This is a genomic window from Afipia felis ATCC 53690, from assembly GCF_000314735.2.
GTDB lineage: Bacteria > Pseudomonadota > Alphaproteobacteria > Rhizobiales > Xanthobacteraceae > Afipia > Afipia felis.
This window is the reverse complement of sequence record NZ_KB375270.1, coordinates 321,986-335,400: the sequence shown is the minus strand read 5'-3', so window position 1 is coordinate 335,400 and position 13,415 is coordinate 321,986. Positions and strand designations below refer to the sequence as shown.

Annotated in this window: 9 protein-coding genes and 1 tRNA gene; 6 read left to right on the top strand and 4 right to left on the bottom strand. The window is 59.7% G+C overall.

Annotated features, from left to right (window positions below; genetic code table 11):
- Positions 1–128 precede the first annotated feature (128 nt).
- The 3 genes from glsA (at position 129) to HMPREF9697_RS01740 (ending at position 3,444) form a co-directional block, all read left to right on the top strand.
- Positions 129–1,127 (top strand): glutaminase A, encoded by a 999-nt coding sequence (gene glsA, locus HMPREF9697_RS01750; RefSeq protein ID WP_002715422.1) that lies wholly within the window; start codon positions 129–131, stop codon positions 1,125–1,127.
- A gap of 61 nt (positions 1,128–1,188) precedes the next feature.
- Positions 1,189–2,841 (top strand): MFS transporter, encoded by a 1,653-nt coding sequence (locus HMPREF9697_RS01745; RefSeq protein WP_002715421.1) that lies wholly within the window; start codon positions 1,189–1,191, stop codon positions 2,839–2,841.
- A gap of 48 nt (positions 2,842–2,889) precedes the next feature.
- Complete coding sequence (locus tag HMPREF9697_RS01740) at positions 2,890–3,444, top strand: HdeD family acid-resistance protein (protein WP_002715420.1); 555 nt, start codon at positions 2,890–2,892, stop codon at positions 3,442–3,444.
- Positions 3,445–3,635: 191 nt separating this feature from the next.
- Here the strand turns inward: HMPREF9697_RS01740 and HMPREF9697_RS01735 are convergent, their stop codons facing one another.
- From HMPREF9697_RS01735 to HMPREF9697_RS01720, 4 genes are all read right to left on the bottom strand, one after another.
- On the bottom strand, positions 3,636–5,819 hold the full coding sequence (locus tag HMPREF9697_RS01735) for a SulP family inorganic anion transporter (RefSeq protein ID WP_002715419.1): 2,184 nt from the start codon (positions 5,817–5,819) through the stop codon (positions 3,636–3,638).
- An 88-nt stretch (positions 5,820–5,907) separates the two neighbouring features.
- Entirely contained in the window at positions 5,908–7,671 is a 1,764-nt protein-coding gene (locus tag HMPREF9697_RS20090; protein ID WP_002715418.1) for an inverse autotransporter beta domain-containing protein, read from the bottom strand.
- A gap of 187 nt (positions 7,672–7,858) precedes the next feature.
- A complete protein-coding gene (locus tag HMPREF9697_RS01725) occupies positions 7,859–9,412 on the bottom strand; it encodes a winged helix-turn-helix domain-containing protein (protein WP_002715417.1) in 1,554 nt (517 codons plus the stop codon).
- 562 nt (positions 9,413–9,974) lie between these two features.
- Positions 9,975–10,051, bottom strand: a tRNA-Arg gene (locus HMPREF9697_RS01720).
- 898 nt (positions 10,052–10,949) lie between these two features.
- On the opposite strand from HMPREF9697_RS01720, the gene HMPREF9697_RS21620 reads away from it, so the two are divergent.
- The 3 genes from HMPREF9697_RS21620 (at position 10,950) to tcuC (ending at position 13,371) form a co-directional block, all read left to right on the top strand.
- On the top strand, positions 10,950–11,075 hold the full coding sequence (locus HMPREF9697_RS21620; protein ID WP_283804938.1) for a hypothetical protein: 126 nt from the start codon (positions 10,950–10,952) through the stop codon (positions 11,073–11,075).
- Positions 11,076–11,261: 186 nt separating this feature from the next.
- Entirely contained in the window at positions 11,262–11,579 is a 318-nt protein-coding gene (locus HMPREF9697_RS01710; RefSeq protein WP_115622258.1) for a hypothetical protein, read from the top strand.
- Between the two features lie 499 nt (positions 11,580–12,078).
- Positions 12,079–13,371, top strand: a complete 1,293-nt coding sequence (gene tcuC, locus HMPREF9697_RS01705; protein WP_002715414.1) for an MFS transporter — start codon at positions 12,079–12,081, stop codon at positions 13,369–13,371.
- Positions 13,372–13,415 lie beyond the last annotated feature (44 nt).

The window sequence follows — 13,415 nt, the reverse complement described above, 5'->3', positions numbered from 1 at the left end:
GTTTTACTTGATTTAGCAACGAACGATAACGGTCTTCTTCTCGGCGTCTCAATGCTTCTCATTCTTTAATTTGCTTCGGGCGGTGCCTTTCTGTTCGGCACATCCCAGGTTCAAATAGGGATGATGCCATGAGCTCACGTTCGATTACGAATGAACCCGAACGATCCTACGTTTCGACAGGACATCTTCCCGCTCCGGACGTTGTGCAATCGCTTGTCGATGAAGCGCATCGGCGCTTTGCTGCGAATAGCGATGGCGAAAATTCGCAAGTGTATCCGGCACTGGCCCGTGTTCCGACCAAACTATTCGGCGTCTGCGTGGTTTCGACGGATGGTCACGTTTATGGCTCCGGAGACATCGAGCACGAATTTTCGATCATGAGCGTATCGAAGCCGTTTTTGTTCGCCCTGGTGTGCGAGACGCTCGGCCCTGAAGAGGCGCGTAAAAAACTCGGCGCCAACGCAACCGGCCTTCCCTTCAATTCGCTCGCGGCAATCGAAAACGGCGGAGGCCGCACCAATCCGATGGTGAATGCAGGAGCCATCGCAACCACCAGCCTCGCGCCCGGCGATACATCCGATGCAAAGTGGCGTTTCATTCACGATGGACTGTCGCGCTTCGCGGGTCGCGCTCTTCCTCTCAACGAGGAAGTTTACGATTCGGCATCAAAAACCAATTTCCGCAATCGCAGCATTGCAAGATTGCTGGAAAGCTACGACCGCATCTACTGCGACGCCAAGCTCGCCACGGACCTCTATACCCGTCAGTGCTCTCTGAACGTCAGCGCCAAAGATCTTGCGGTCATGGGCGCGACGCTCGCGGACGGCGGCGTCAATCCAATCACCAAGGAGCGCGTGGTCGATGCCGCGGTGTGTCACTACGCGCTCGCCGTCATGGTGACGGCAGGCTTGTATGAGACCTCGGGCGACTGGCTTTACGACATCGGCCTGCCGGGCAAGAGCGGCATTGGAGGCGGGATTGTCGCCGTGTCTCCCGGCAAGGGCGGATTCGGCACCTTCGCGCCGCCTCTGGATTCAGCCGGCAACAGCGTCAAAGGCCAGTTGGCCGCGCGATACCTCTCTCAACGATTGGGGCTCGATCTGCTCGTTTCACAGCCGGAGAAGTGAAGCACTCCGTCACGACCATACCTGTTCATACGAATTCATCAGGAACGAAACGGAGCATAACATGACGACACAGAGCATTACGTCTGGCGGATTGAGCGAAGCTCGCGCGTCATGGGTTCCGATGATCGCCATCGCGATGGGACAGATGATCATGTCCTACAATGTCGCATCCCTGCCGGTCGCCATGGGCGGCATGGTGAAAAGTTTCGGCGTCCCGCCAACAACGGTTGCGACCGGCATTGTGGCGTATTCCATGCTCGTCGCAGGCTTTGTGATGCTCGGCGCGAAGCTTGCGCAACGGTTCGGTGCGGTGCAGGTCTTCCGCATTGCTGTCATCATGTTCTTCATCTCGCAGATCATGATGACCTTCAGCCCCACCGCAGCCATCATGATTTCCGCCCAAGCCTTGTGCGGCGCCGCCGGCGCCATCATCGTGCCGTCGCTGGTGGCGTTGATCGCCGAAAACTATACGGGCTCGCAACAGGCGACTGCGCTGGGGGCGCTGGGCTCGGCCCGCGCTGGCGCAGGCGTGCTTGCCTTCGTCGTCGGCGGCGTGCTCGGCACATATATCGGCTGGCGTCCCGCGTTCGGCGTCCTCATTGTCGCCTCCGCAATCGTTTTTCTTCTGAGCTTCCGCCTGCGCGCCGACCATGGTCGGCCGGACGTTCAGATCGACCTCCTGGGCGTCGCGCTTGCCGCAAGCTCGATCGTGTTCATCAGCTTCGGCTTCAATAACCTGAACGGCTGGGGCGTGCTTTTGGCGACGTCCAACGCGCCGGTAAACCTGCTCGGCCTGTCTCCTGCCCCGATCCTGATCGTGCTCGGTGCCGTGCTCGGGCAGGTTTTCCTGATGTGGACCCGCCGCCGGCAGGAGGCAGGCAAGACACCGCTTCTTGCACTCTCGGTAATCGAATCGCCGCAGGAGCGCTGCGCTGTCTATGCACTCTTCGCCGTCGTCGCGCTCGAAGCGGCGCTCAATTTTTCCGTTCCACTGTACATCCAGATTATTCAGGGGCGCTCGCCGATCGCAACTGCGGTCGCGATGATGCCATTCAACCTCACGGTCTTCTTCTCGGCGATGCTGATTGTCCGGGTTTATACCAGACTGACACCGCGCCAGATCGGCCGCTATGGATTCATACTGTGCACGCTCGCGCTGGTGTGGCTCGCGTTCGTGGTCCGCAATGACTGGACGGAGGTTCCGGTGCTATTTGGCCTGGTCCTGTTCGGCATCGGTCAGGGCTCTCTCGTCACGCTCCTTTTCAACGTGCTTGTTACCGCATCTCCAAAAGAACTTGCCGGGGACGTCGGCTCGTTGCGTGGCACCACGCAGAATCTCGCTGCTGCCGTCGGAACGGCATTGGCCGGCGCGTTGCTCGTTGGCCTTTTGAGCACCATCGTGCTTGCACGAATCGCATCCAATCCGATGCTGCCGAAGGAAGTCCAAAGCCAGGTAGATCTGGATAGCATCACCTTTGTCACCAATGACCGGTTGCGCAGCGCGATGGAGCGGACGACCGCTACCCCTCAGCAAGTAGAGGCAGCCGTTGCGGTCAATACCGAGGCACGCCTGCGCGCACTGAAGATCGGATTGCTCATCATGGCCGCGGTGGCGATGCTGGCCATCATTCCGGCAGGACGTCTCCCCAATTATCTGCCGGGGGAAATCCCGAGCGACGAACCACCGGCACCCGGCGCACGCGCCAGACGCTAGCGAGGCAACACGAGCTGCTGTTTAACATCATATTCTGAGGAGATTATCATGACCACCGTCTCATCCCTCGGACCATCCGGTTTAAGCGCCCCTCCCCGATGGATCTGTGTCCTTCTTGGCCTTGTCATGGTCATCGTTGGCTTTCTCGTTCTGAGCGACGTGATGCTGTTCACCGTGGTGAGCACCATCTTCATCGGCTGGATGGCTATTGTCGCGGGCGGATTTGAAATCGTTCACTCGTTCTGGACGAAGGGATGGGGCGGCATGCTCTGGCAGATGCTGCTCGGCATCCTCTATGTCGCGTTCGGTATCGCCCTCGTCACCCAGCCGCTCTTCAGCGCGTTGATCCTGACCTACATCCTTGGCATCGCGCTGCTGATTTCCGGCATCACGCGCATCATGCTGGGCATCAGCTTCTGGCGGCAGTCAGGCTGGATCATGGTGGTGTCCGGCCTCTTCGGTGCTGCTGCAGGCCTGATTATCCTGACCAGGTTTCCTGCAAGCGGCCTGTGGGTATTGGGAATGCTGCTCGGCATCGATCTGATCATCCACGGCGTTGGATGGATGAGCTACGCATGGCAATCGACCGCCAAGCCTGCCTGATCAGCGTTCACATCCGGCCATTCCGGGCGCTGTCACTGCCACAATAGCAATGGCGGCTGAGACGGACTTCATGGCAATCCCGATCGTCGTGGAAGCCAGCGAGTTTGCGTAGCTCAACCTCGGCAGACATATCCTTGCACTGCAATTCGAGCCGCCAAGGCGCCCTTCGTTCTCTCTCCTGCGTTGGTCTCTCATTCGCTCACTTTGAGGCGCAACTCCTCCGTTGCGTCGCGCAACCGCTCTGCCAACTGACGTGCGATACTCGTTAGAACGGCACGGCCGACGTCGGGACAGTTTTCCAGTATCCAATCGAGCGATACCGAGGTCAGTTCATAGGCATGAACATCGTCATCAGCGCAGACCTCCGCGGAACGGGGACGGTCATTCAGAAGACCCATTTCCCCAACCGTGCAGCCCGGACCGATGCTTGCGACACGACGTCGTCTTTCGGCCGCCGTATCCCATACGCTGACGCTGCCCTTCGTCAGCAACCAGAGGCGATCGGACGGATCGCCTGCCCGGCAAAACACGGCCCCCTTCGTGAAGGTGACGCTCCGCATGCGGCTCGCCAGGATCGTGAGATATTCGGGTTTCATCGTCAGGCCGAAATCCGATGTCTCAAGCTGGATGTCCGCCCCTGAGCCCACCTCGCCGGATAGGCGATCGATAATATCTCCTTCCGCCTGTTCGAGCGCTTCGTCCAGATCGGCGAAGGTGTTCAGAGCAAGATCCGGCGCACATGCGTGCAGTGCCTGCAAATCCGACAGCCCGCTCAGGAGAAGCCGTTTGTCCTGCCGGGTCAGCCGGTTTCCGATCTGCTGCAGCACCACCGCACCCGATGCGTCGATATTCTTGACGGTGCGGAAATCGACGACAACCAGTTTCACATGAGCCGGCAGACGCGCAATCCGCATTTCCAGCTCATCGGCATTGCCGAAGAACAGCGCCCCCTGCAGCTCGAACACGGCGGCTTCAATGCCCCTGTCCGTCAGCAGCCGGCGCTGCGCGGCGGAACGGATACGTTTCGATCTCAACGATGCAACAGTATCCTGCCGCCGTATGATCGGCCGGTTCATTTCGATCATGAACACGACGCATGATAATGCGACACCGACCGCGCCGCCGACGATCGGTTGCCCCAATATGGTTGAGAGGGCGACAGCCAACACCACGAGACTGCTTCTGCGTGCATGCGCACGCTCCCGCGATGCGGGTCCGAACAGCGAAAGAACGCTCATCCGGATTGCCCATTTGTCGATGACGTTGATGCCGACCACCACGAGGATCGCTGCCAACACAAGGCGCGGCAGTGCGAAAATCAAATGAGGCACCATTACGATTCCGAGCAGCAGCACTGCAGCGATCGCCAGCGTGGAGATGCGGCTTCGGCCGCCCGCCTGAAAGTTCGTGCTGCTCAGAGACAAGGACGTCGAGACAAACAGTCCTCCAATCGCCGCAGTCACAGCGTTGGCAACTCCCTGCCCGATCAGATCGCGATTCTGGTCGATATCGATGTCCGCCATCTTGCGCGCGGCATGAAGCGAAAACACCGTATCGAGCGTGCCAACCAGAGCCAGTGTGAAAGAGCCAAGGATCAGAATACGCCACGCATCGTAATTGCCCATCTGCGCGGCGATACCGCCAATTTCGAATATGTTGACCGGTGTCCAGCCCGCAATATCGACCGCGCCGATCGTGGGACCAAGATCGACGCCGGGTGCGAGACTTGCCATCGCGTGATAGATGGCGGAGCCAACAAGAAGTCCGGCCAGCAACGCTGGAATGCGTGGCCACAAGCGCACGATGAACAGGATTCCAGCGACAAGGAACACACCGAATGACAGGCGGCTCAACAGCGACGCATTGATCTCCACATTCGCGAGATCGGTCAGTGCGACGTGCGGAATGAAAAGCGGAAGCTGACTCAGGATGATCAGAAAGCCGACACCCGACACGAACCCCGCGATCACCGGATAAGGTGCGAGTTTGAGTATCCTCGCCAGACCGGTGCTACCGATCACGATTTGCCAAAGTCCGGCCAGCATCGCGCAAATCGGGAAGACCAGCAGGGCTATCGCCGTGTTGCCGTCAAACGCCGTCAGAAGGCCGCCCAGCAACGTCGCCTGGATAAGAGCGTTTGGATTTGTCGGAATCGTCGTGACGAAAGACGAGCACCGGAAAAGAGACGCGATGCTCCCACCGACGATAGCCGATATGAGCCCGACCACCGCGCCTTCCGCCGCTCGGTCGCCGCCCAAGGGCGAATAGGCCAGAACGCCTGCGGCCACGCACAGCGGAAGCGCGACGCTGGCCGTGGTTGCTCCTGCCACCGCCTCACGCAGGACGGCAAGCAGACTGAAAGATGTCTTGCTCAATCACCGTCTCCCGTCACGGCGTTGGCTTCGTTTTCGGTTTTAACGATTGATAATTCGAGCTGCCCTTTCCAACGTAGTGCCGCCATGGTCACGGATAAACGCAGTTGATGCCGTCGGTGAAGGACACCGTGCCGGTTACACTACCATGACCGCCGCAACGGTTCGCCACCGCGTCGGGGCGTGGATCGATATTGCCGGTGGACGCGGCGCTGACGAAAGACGAATCCCACCCATAGATTGTCTTCCCGAGGGTGACGTCGAAGGTGTTGCCGCTGACCGTCAGGGAATTGCTGAAAAATGCATACAGGCCGTGTGCGTTGCTTCCCTCCGTCACGATGGTGTTGCCGCTGGCGGTGCCGTTGGCGGAGTCAGAGAAATAATAAACGCCGAATGCGCTGCTTCCCTCCGTCGCGATTTTGTTGCCGCTGACGGTACTGTTAGCGGAGTTAGAGAACCAAACGCCGAATGCGCTGCTTCCCTTCGTCGCGATGGTGTTGCCGAAGGCGACGGCGCCGGGGGCGCTGATGGCCCAGATCGCGTGGCTGGCGTCACTTGTGCTCGTATTGCCGACGGTCAACCCGCCGACGACGCTGCCGGCGCCGAGCGTGACGACGGCGTTGCCGCTCACCGCCCCGGTCAGGTTGCCGGCCGCGCCGGGGGCCAGGAAATTGACCACCGCGCCGGTGGTCGCGCCGCGCAATGCCAGCGTCGTGCCGCCGCCGAGCAGGGTCTGGCCGGCTTGCACCGTCGTGGTCGCGGTGATCGCCGTCGGCGCGCCGTTGAGAATGACCACGCTGCCCGCGCCATGCGCGTCGAGTTGGCCCTGCAACGCCGCTTGCGTGGTTGCGCTGACCTGCACCACGTCGGTGACGGTCTGGTTGTTCCAGGTGTTGATCGCGGCCTCGCGGATTTCGGCCTTCAATGCAGCGCCCCGGCCCGTGCCGCTGACGATGTCGACGTCGCGGACCACGCGCTCGGTCATCCGCCGCTCCTGCGCCGACAGACGACGCGGCGCGGATGTTTCGGCATGCAGCGGCACCCGCAGCCGCGCGATGGCAAAGCCCTGCGTGCCGCGCACGTCGTCGTGCTGCACTTCCGCACCCAGCGTCAGCCGCGCTCCGGAGAAGTTCGCCACGTTGTCAATGGAGAACTCGATGCGTCCCCGCGGCCCTGCGATGTCGCGCGTCACCCCGCCGCCGCCGAAATAGAATCCGCCGCCGTACAGCCGCACCTGCGTCAGCGCATCGACATCGAACACCGGCGCGCGCCAGCCGATCTCGCCGTCGAAGCCGGTCAGCGCCCGCTCCAGCAACTGGTGGCGCTCCGGGGTGACGATCTGGATGGTGCCATTGGCGAAGTCCGCGAACGGATTGCCGCCAAGCACGCCGACCTGTCTGCTGCGATTGCCGAACGGCGCATAGACATTGGCGCGCAAGTCCCAGTCCGCCGACAGCGCCTCGACGCCGACCGTCGCCTGATTGAACATGTTGCCGAGCGAGGAACGGCGCACGTCGTAATAGCCGTAGACGCCCAGATTCCAGCCGTTGTTCAGCATATGGCGGTAGCCGAGGCCGAAATTGCCCTCGCGCCCATCCTGCGAATCGAACCTTCCCCGAATGTCCGTGAACAGCAGCGAGGTCTGGTTCTGCCATAGGGGCGCAAACAGCCCAGCATCGCCAAGCGAGCGCGTGCCCCAGCGCGCCTCGAAGTCCAGATGCGCGCCCCATTTGTCCGGCTCCGCAGAAGCAGGATGAACCGCCATCACCACCGCAAGCAGCGCCATCGCCGTGCCGTTCAGCACAGTTCGCGCCCCCGCAACGCCGGACCGCGAACGCCCCTTCACTGCCCCCATTCCATCCCCCGCTGCCTGCTCGTGGCACCTCTTAAAGGGTGCTGCAGAACCGCATACGCGTCCCGTGACTCGCCGCGTGAACCGCCCCCCGCGAAACTTAAAAAGGACGATTGTTGTAGAATTATTTGAATTGCCGACGCGCCGCGCCAGAGACGCGACATTCTGTCGTTTTTGCCGCGCTTTTGCGTCAGACAAGCCGTGGGACAGATCGCCGCACCTCATCCGGCACAACATCGGCGCCGAAGCGCTCGGTGAGGTGGCCGGTCACTCCGCGCATGATGTTCTCCCGATGCTCTTCCCGCACGAACAGGCGCGCAAAGACATAGTGCAAATGGAGAATGGCGTGCCGCGCACGCGCTGCATCGAACTGACCCAGCACCAGAGTGAGGTCCGGCGCCAGTGGTCCCGGCGGCGCCACGAACAGGCCGATCTGCAGGCGAGTGACAGGCTTCAGGGCGTAAAGTGCCGCTGCGGCCTGATCCAGCCGTGAACGGTCACCATCCGCCATCAGCGCTGCGCATTTCAACACCATCAGATAAACTCTGAACTCTGAGTCCAGGCCGGACAGTTCAATGCCACGGTCATACAACTCGATGGCGGAGCGAATATCGCCCCTGCACATCCTGATCTGCCCGAGACTGGAAAAGGCTGAAGCAAAGGCCGTGCTCGACAGAAAAGCCTGCTCCGCCAATTGTTCGGCGAGAGCAAGATGCCCACGGCCTGTGAACAGCAGCAACTTCGCCGCACCCAGAAGGAAGATCGGATTGCCCTGGAACGCCGCGAGATGATCGAACACGCACCTTTCGATATCCTCCTCGTGCGCGGCCCGCAGGTCGAGATCGGCTGGATTTTGCAGGATACGCGCATAGAGATGCATCGCCCACATCAGCTCGGTCTGTGGATCGCCGGGTTGATTCCTGCGCGCCTCGGAAAGCTGCTCGCTCATCATCGCCCAGCTTTCGTCTGAGCGGTCGAACAACCGCGCCGCATCGTGCATCTGCAATTCGAGCGGCTGATCCGTCGGCCCGGCGAGGATGCCCTGCCCTGTCGTGGCCTGTCGCCACATGGCGCTCTTCAATGTGGAAACGACGGTTTCGATATCCGGTTCACCGTCAGGACGACCAACCTGACCGAACGTCAGGCGCAATGTCTGCAGGATCTGCCCGGTCGTCACTTTCCGAAGGACGGTTGCGCAATGCAGACATTTTCCATCGTCATAAAAACTCACCTCAAGCGAGAACAAAGCCTTGGTCGATACGGCTTGCCCGCTCTGTTCCAGAGCGACAATCTGGTCATCGGCGGTTTGGGCATCGATCGCGTCCCTAAGACGCGACAGAAACGCAAGCGCGCGCTCCGTTGATGCCGCCTGCTCAAGGCCGAAGACGGGGCCGATGAGCAACAACGCCTCGGCGAACGCCGCGCCTTTTGACGGCTCGGCAATCCAGACATAACCCTCGCCGTACTGGGTTGCGATAAAGGACGGATTGCGTGCGGAATCGCCGAGTTTGGCTCGCAGCCGGTTGATGACAAAGTCGACATTACGATCGGCGGAATCCGAACCCGCGCCCGCGATGGCATCCAGCAGCCGATTGCGCGTGACGATCTTGCGGGGATTGGCCGTCAACAGCTGCAACATCGCGCGCTCCGCGCGGGTAAATTTCAATTCTTCGCCTGAATCACGACGCGCAAACAGAAACGACTTGTCGAATACGAGATCGCCAAACCGGATATCATCATCCATAACGCATCACACCCTGTATCAAGTTCTGAAATCCACCGAACCGGACGCGGGGTCGAAACGAATTGCTGGAAAGCGATTCATGCCTTTGCTCCTCACCTGGCCCCCCTGAGCACAGGTTCTCTGAATCGTATGAACCACTAAATTGAACGCCCCACAGATACAGACTGCCAAACCAGAGGGACCCTTTTCAAGGTCCCACCGCCCGCCCGTTGAAGCGGCTCTATCGCATGATTGAGGACGTCGTCGCCGAACTGAACATATCTTGCGGGAGCGGATCGCCAGCCTCAGACGACAGTGAGCGGGCGCAGCTGCACTCGATCACATCCGAGCCCAGGTCATTCCTACAACGGAAATTCTCCCGGAAATGATCGAGCGGTTTGGGCAGGCAATGCGCGAGAACGTCGCCAACGGCGAGATTCCATTCCGGGAGACCTGTCTCCGCACAGAGCCATCGACCGGATCGAGGTCGGCGACCATGTCGTACGCGTCATCGGGGATACCGCGACACTGGAACAGGTTGGCCGGGAAAAAACGTCCCTGCGTCCGCAGTTTGGTACGCTAGTGGCGCGCTCCGAGAGATTCGAACTCCCGACCCTCGGAATCGAAATCCGATGCTCTATCCAGCTGAGCTAGGAGCGCGTCACGGCCTTAATACTGGATTTATTGGATTTTTCAAACAAAACGGCCCGTCGTCCGCTTAGAACGCAAAGGAAAAAACCTTTAAAACCCTGCCGGAGGGCACGAAGTCCCATGAAAAATCCCAGACTCCTGCTCACGGCCCGTTCTCGTCATATAACAGGGCTACGTCCATGGCCCTCTCTCCAAAACCACTGGTGAAAAGGTACGGCGGCTAAAGAGCCACCTTCCAAACGAGGACACCACAAAGAAGCGCCAAGATGATTCCCCAGCCAACATAGTAAGACGTGCGATTTTCTCGTCTGGACATACCCACCTCTTTCCGTTTCTGCGGTGAATGTGGCCATTCATCCTGCAAATTGGATGGGACATAAGGTCTCCCTCATGATCACATGAGGTCCATTCTCCAAGATCATCGGCGAAAAGCATCTCGGCTACATCGATGAGCAGGGAAAACAAAAGTGGCGTGGGCCGCTGTTGGTGTGCGGAGAAAGGATCACGCGGGTGCCGCGGATATCCAGTTGAGCTTGGAGCGCGTCTGCGCCCGTTAGTAAATTAGACCCGACACCGCGTCACTGACGCACTGGCGAATGGCCGAGCCCGATAATAAGCTTCCCGCAGCACAAGCCTAGATTACAGCACTCCTAACCCGTCCCTCAATCGAAAACGCGGTGCCAAATTTATGAAGGTGTTCCTCATCTCCGTTGGTTTCATCGTATTCGGCTATCTGTCCGCCATCGCGATAAGCTTCTTTACTCATTCAGCGCCCAAAGAAAGTCCCAAACGAAGTATCAGTGATAATAAGGGTAACTAAAGCCCGGCAAAAAGAGGAAATCCGCTCAAAATGAAAGACGCTCGAGCCCGCCTTGAAAAGCTTCGCACCGACGCAGCGGAATGCGAAATGACCGCTAATCTCACCACTCTCCGGGCCAAGCGCGACGCCTTCCAGAGACTGGCGGTCACCTACCGCGGAATGGCAACCGACCTTGATCATCTGATCAAGTCGGGAAGCTTGCCGAGCACGTAAAACCCCCGCCCCGACGGGATTCTGATCCGCACAATCGATGCTGCTAAACTCACAGGATATATCGCTCGTCGCAATTATGGTGGATTAGTCAGGAACTGAGGTCCACCCTGCTGGTTATTCCTCGGATTGCTGGCAGCGCAGGCTCAGCCGGCCATGAGAGCGATTGAGTCAAACAAGCAAAGCAGCATGACCTCCGGCTATGAGGAACGCGTCTTTTGGGCCAAAACGTTCCACGCGGAGACGCTGGACTTCAGGGGCCGGGTCAATTTCTGCCGCTTCGATGAGTGCACCTTTATCCGGTGCACGCTCTTGATCGACCCCGAGACCGAGCAAGTCTCCTTTACCGGGTGCACCTTCAAAGATTGCAACATCGATCAGATCGGCTCGGATGAAGAGCGCGGTATCCTATCGAAGGACAACATCTTCGACCGACCGCTTGCCGAGCAGCGAAAAGAATTCGATGAGCGTTTGGCTGCTGCATTACGTTCCCGCCACAAGACCTGAGATGCCGGGGTCCACTTGGGGGCAAGATTCTCACGCTGAGAACGCAAGGATTAAAAAAAACCGCCCTCGGAATATCCAGGGCGGCTTAGAGGTGCGCTGATGGCTACTCATCAGCGAAGGGAGAAAAGCCGACTGGCTAGAAGCCAGACAAACCTTTCTGATGAAAAGATACACATCATCGATGGGAAATTCTTTGCGCCAAAACAAAAAGCCACTTCTTCATGCGGGCCTGGACTCTTGGTCCGAACAGGCGCCAATCCTTCGGCCAGCACCCCTGCACCGAACCGGGAACCCGTGAGGAGCCCCTTGGATCGCCCTGGATGACCCGTATGCAATCGCGGGAGGCACGAGCGATAACGGGCGAGCGGTACCGCTATTTCCCCACCCCGAAACGATAGAATTGTCCCCGCCGTTCAGCCAGGCGTGAACACCATCCCGCTTGTGGGACGTCATGAACCGGCGCAGACTTTACGCCCGCTTCACGTTCAGGATTCCTCCCATGTCCCACGCGGATCACCCCACATCATCCAAGGCCGTCGCCGTCCTTCGCGTGACCAGCGGCAACTTCCTTGAGATGTTCGATTTCTTCCTGTTCGGATTTTACGCCACCTACATCGCGGCTGCCTTCTTTCCCTCCCATAACGAATTCACCTCCCTGCTCGCGACCTTCATGACCTTCGGCGCGGGCTTCCTGATGCGTCCGCTCGGCGCCGTCGTGCTCGGCGCCTATATCGACAAGGTCGGCCGCCGCATCGGCCTGATCGTGACGCTGTCGATCATGGCGGTCGGCACCGTGCTGCTTGCCTTCACGCCGAGCTACGCCACCATCGGCATCCTTGCACCCATTCTCGTTCTGATCGGCCGGTTGCTGCAGGGCTTCTCCGCCGGCGTCGAACTCGGCGGCGTCTCGGTCTATCTGGCCGAGATCGCGCCACCCAACCAGAAGGGATTCTATGTCGCTTGGCAGTCCGGCAGCCAGCAGGTCGCCATCATCGTCGCGGCACTGATCGGCTACACGCTAAACCGCACGCTGGCGACGCAGGCGATCCATGACTGGGGCTGGCGCATTCCCTTCCTGATCGGCTCGCTGATCGTGCCGTTCATCTTCGTGATCCGGCGCAAGCTGGAGGAAACCGGAGAATTCCTCGCCCGCAAGCATCACCCGACCATGGGGGAAATTCTCGCCTCGCTAGTATCGAACTGGCGCATCGTCATTCTCGGCATGATGCTCGCGGTGATGACGACGGTGTCGTTCTATCTCATCACCGTTTACACGCCGACCTTCGGCAAGAGCGTGCTGAAACTCTCGATCACGGACTCGCTGATCGTCACTTTCGCGATCGCGCTTTCGAACCTGTTCTGGTTGCCGGTGTCAGGCGCGCTGTCGGATCGGATCGGGCGAAAGCCCATCCTCGCCGGCATCACCATCCTGACAATCCTGACCGCCTACCCGGCAATGTCGTGGCTTGTCGCGAATCCATCCTTCGTCCGCATGCTGGAAGTGGAACTGTGGCTGTCGTTCCTTTACGGCTGCTACAATGGAGCGATGGTGGTGGCGTTGACGGAAGTGGTGCCGGCGAGCGTGCGCACGGTCAGCTTCTCGCTGTGCTACAGCCTTGCGACGGCGCTGTTCGGCGGCTTCACACCTGCCGTGTCCACCGCACTGATCGAATACACCGGAGACAAGGCTGCGCCCGCGATGTGGATGACGGCGGCCGCCGTGTGCGGTCTTGCGGCCACCCTGCTGATCTACGGGCGAAAAGTGGAGGTCCTCAGCCCGGCAGCGCCTTGATTGCACCTCAGGAGTGAACTGACCGTAAACCACGGGTAAAGACG

Coding starts and splice junctions, on each gene's coding strand:
- glsA (WP_002715422.1), top strand. CDS start 129: ATGAGCTCACGTTCGATTACGAATGAACCCGAACGATCCTACGTTTCG.
- HMPREF9697_RS01745 (WP_002715421.1), top strand. CDS start 1,189: ATGACGACACAGAGCATTACGTCTGGCGGATTGAGCGAAGCTCGCGCG.
- HMPREF9697_RS01740 (WP_002715420.1), top strand. CDS start 2,890: ATGACCACCGTCTCATCCCTCGGACCATCCGGTTTAAGCGCCCCTCCC.
- HMPREF9697_RS20090 (WP_002715418.1), bottom strand. CDS start 7,671: ATGGGGGCAGTGAAGGGGCGTTCGCGGTCCGGCGTTGCGGGGGCGCGA.
- HMPREF9697_RS01725 (WP_002715417.1), bottom strand. CDS start 9,412: ATGGATGATGATATCCGGTTTGGCGATCTCGTATTCGACAAGTCGTTT.
- HMPREF9697_RS21620 (WP_283804938.1), top strand. CDS start 10,950: ATGACCGCTAATCTCACCACTCTCCGGGCCAAGCGCGACGCCTTCCAG.
- HMPREF9697_RS01710 (WP_115622258.1), top strand. CDS start 11,262: ATGACCTCCGGCTATGAGGAACGCGTCTTTTGGGCCAAAACGTTCCAC.
- tcuC (WP_002715414.1), top strand. CDS start 12,079: ATGTCCCACGCGGATCACCCCACATCATCCAAGGCCGTCGCCGTCCTT.